A 3597-nucleotide genomic window follows, 5' to 3' on the forward strand; every position below is an offset into this window, starting at 1 on the left:
GGGGTCATCGGTCGTCGCCCGCCCTCAGTTCCGTCCCCGCGCCCCGGCGCACCGTCCACCAGGCCTGTGTCACGGCGATGCCGGTCGTGGTGGCCAGGAGCAGCAGGGCCGGGACGGTCAGGGACCAGGCGTCGGGGCGCAGCCGGGCCGGCACGGTCGCGGTGTCGGGCAGGGCGACGGCGGTGAGGTCGAGGGCCGGGGAGAGGAGCCGGGTGGTGGCCCAGCCGGTCAGGGCGCCCGCCGCGGCGGCGAGGGCGGACTGGGGGAGGGACTCCAGGATCAGCAGGCGGCGGCCCTCGGCGCGGGTCAGGCCCATCGTGCGCAACCGGGCCAGCAGCGCGGCCCGTTCGGGGGCGGCGCGCAGCAGGGACAGGAGCAGCGCGAGGACGGCGAAGCCCGCGCCCGTGGCCACCGCGGCCGTGTAGACGTGCTCCGCGCCGGACTGGAGCGGGGACGTGGCGTAGCGGGCGCGTTCGACGGCGCGCAGCTGGACGGTGGCCGAGGCGCCGGCGGCCCGCCGTAGCGCGGAGGAGCTCAGCCCGTCGCCCGTCAGGAACAGGGCGGTCGGGCGGTCGGCGGGGGCGGCGAGTCCCGCGCGGTCCACGACCAGGAAGTCGCCGCCGGGCAGGGCCGGGGTGTCGTCCCGGACCACGGTGATGCGCACGGTGGCCGAACTTCCGTCCTGGAGGCGGACGGTGAAGGGGTGCCGGGTGCCGTAGCGCGCGGCGACGGACGGGGAGGCGATGGCGGGGAGCGTGCCGCCCGAGGGCCGCAACTCCACGGCGGGGAAGGCGCCCAGGCCGGTGCGGTCCGCCAACTCGCCGTAGGAGACGGGGTCCACACCGATCAGGGGGACCGAGTCCTGGCCGTCCATCGGCTTGGCCTGGTAGTCGATGCCGACCGGGGCGACGGACCGTACCCCCGGCACGGCCCGCACCCGGGCCGTGGTGGTGGCCGGCGGCGGTGCGTCGAAGGCCACGCGGGCGTCGGCGCCGACGGCGAGCAGCGCCGCGCGGTCGCGGGCCGTGGCCACGCCCGCCAGGACCGAGCCGCCGAACGCCGCCGTGCTCAGCGCGGTGAGCAGGGCCAGCAGGGGGAGCACCGCCGAGGCCTGGGTGCGGCTCGCGCGGGCCAGCGAGAGCGGGACCACCGCGCCGCGCAGCCGGCCGGCCGGGGCGGTGAGGCGGCGCAGCAGGAAGGGGGTCAGGCGCAGCAGGACGAGGGCGGCGACGACACCGATCAGCACGGGGGCCAGGGCCACCAGCCCGTCGCCGGCCGGCCCGCGCCGGCGCAGCGCCTCGACCGCGCCGGCGGCCAGGACCAGCACCGTCAGCTCCGCGATCGTGCGGCGGCGGGAGGGCCGTTCGGTCGCCAGGTCCGCGCGCGGGACGGACGACCGAACCGTGCGGTGGGCCCGGGCGGCGCGCAGCGGGAGCGCGGCGCAGGCGGTGAGGGTGACGGCGCCCGCGGCGGCGACGGAGTACCCGGTGCGGCCGGCCGGGACCGCGAGCAGCGCCCCCAGCAGGCCCAGCGCCCCCGCCGGTACGGCGATCACCGCGGTCTCGGCCAGCAGCCGCCCGGCGAGCGCGGGCAGGGCGGCGCCGCGGGCCCGCAGCAGGGCGAGTTCGGCGCGGCGCCGGTCGGCGGCCAGGGCGCCGGCCATGAGCAGCACGACGGCGACGACGGTGGCGGCGCCCGCGCCGGCCAGGGACACCAGCGGGGCGATGCCGGACCGCAGCCGGGCGAAGGAGGCGAGGGTGTCGTCCAGCTGGGTGGTGACGCCGGTGCCGTCGTCGCCGGTGGCGGCGCGGGCGCGGCGCAGTCCGGGCCCGGACTCCAGGGCGGCCACGGCCGACTTCAGGGCGCCGAGGTCGTGGGCGGGCGGGGCGCCGGGGTCGGGGGGGAGGAACGGGTAGCGGACCGGGTCCGGGCCCGTGCCCGGCAGCGCGGGGGCGGCGCCCTGGGGGAGCAGCAGGCCGCCGAGCCAGTACCGGGGCTGGTCCGTGCCGGGGGTGGGGACGGTCATCAGAGCCGGGGTGCGCAGCAGCGGGACGGTCGACCAGTAGGCGCCGCCGGGGTCGCGCGGGAGGAGGATGCCGGTGACGCGGGCCCGCAGCGGCGGCCGACCCGGTGCCGGGACGTGGATGACCGAGCCCGTCTCGATGTGCAGGCGGTCGGCGGTGGCGGCGGTCACGGCGGCCTCCACCTCGGCGGTGGCCGCGTCCGCCGGGCGGTCGGCGCGCGGCAGCCGGCCGGTGCGGACACGGGCGTGCTCGGCCAGGCCGCTCGGCGCGAACAGGGCGACCTGGGCGGGCAGTCCGCTCGGGCGGGGCAGCCAGGGATCGGGCACCGGGAGGTTCACCCGGGCGGCGACGCCGTACATGGACTGGGCGGGGTCGATCGCCAGCGGGGCGCCCGGGGCGGTGCGGATGCTCGCGTACTGCCGTTCAAGCGCGGCGGGGCGCAGCGCGGCGGCCCGGCGGTCGGCGGGCAGGCCCGGGTCCGGCTGGGGCGCCGTCACCTGCACGGTGGTGCGGTCGGGGCGGGCCTGCGCGAACGCCCGGCGCAGGCCCGCGTCCTCGTACCGGTCGACCGCGCGCGGACCGGCGCCCGCCAGGCACGCGGCCAGCGCGACCAGCAGCGCGAGCGCCCCGGCGGCCCCGGGCGCGACCCGCAGCCGCGTCCGCACCCAGGGCGCGACGACCTGCCGCACGGGACGGCTCATCTCACTCACCTCCCGGGGCGCGCAGCGTCCGGGCCGGGTCCGGGTGGCGGCGGACGGCGGGCAGCGCGGTGAGGGCCAGCGGGAGCGCGGCGACGGCGAGCAGGAGCAACGCCACCTGTCCGGGCGGGAGTCGGACCAGCAGGGGCGGCGCGGGGCGGGTGGCGTCCGAGGCGAGGGTGATCAACGGGAGGATCGTGCGGGCGAGTACGGTGCCCAGGGCCACCCCCACCGCGAGGGCCAGGGCCACCAGGACCGCCTGTTCCGCGGCGGCCGCCCGGGCGAGCCGGCGCCGGGACGCCCCGAGCGCCCGCAGGACGGCGAACTCGGCGTCCCGGGCCCGCCGCGCGGCCGCCGCGCCCACCGCGAAGCCCACCGCCGCGAGCGCCACCGCCACCACGGCCGCCGCCGCGAACGCGGCCGTGGGGCCCGCGCCGAAGGGGTCGTCGCGCAGCCGCGCGGCGATCTCGTCGCGCACCGTCACCCGGCCGGGATCGACGTCCGGCAACGCCCGCACCTCGGCGGCGACCCGGGCCGCCGCGCCGGGGTCGGTGGTCAGCCACCACTCGGTGGGCGGGGCGCCGTCGCCGTACCGCGTCCCGAGCAGCAGGTTCAGGGCGCGCAGGTCGAGGAGGACGGCGCCGCCGTCGCTCTCGGTGGTGGTGGGCAGCGCCCGGACGGCCCGGACGATCCGCACCGGCACCGGGTGGCCGCCGACCGTGAGGTCGACGCGCCGGCCGGGGCGGGCGTCGGCCGAGGCCAGATAGCGGTCGGTGACGACGGCCGGTACGGCGGCGGGCGCGGGCTGCGGCACCTGGAGCCGGACCGTGACCGAGGCGACCCGCCACATGTCGGCGTCCGGGAGGTAGCCGGTG

Annotated in this window: 2 protein-coding genes; both read right to left on the minus strand. The window is 80.3% G+C overall.

What is annotated here, in order from left to right:
- Positions 1-4 precede the first annotated feature (4 nt).
- On the minus strand, positions 5-2725 hold the full coding sequence (locus FRZ03_RS25920; RefSeq protein ID WP_146467548.1) for an FtsX-like permease family protein: 2721 nt from the start codon (positions 2723-2725) through the stop codon (positions 5-7).
- 1 nt (position 2726) lies between these two features.
- A partial coding sequence (locus FRZ03_RS25925; RefSeq protein WP_146467553.1) for an FtsX-like permease family protein occupies positions 2727-3597 on the minus strand: 871 nt, incomplete at its 5' end.

The sequence above is a fragment of the Streptomyces misionensis genome (genome assembly GCF_007896895.1).
Lineage (GTDB): Bacteria > Actinomycetota > Actinomycetes > Streptomycetales > Streptomycetaceae > Streptomyces > Streptomyces misionensis_A.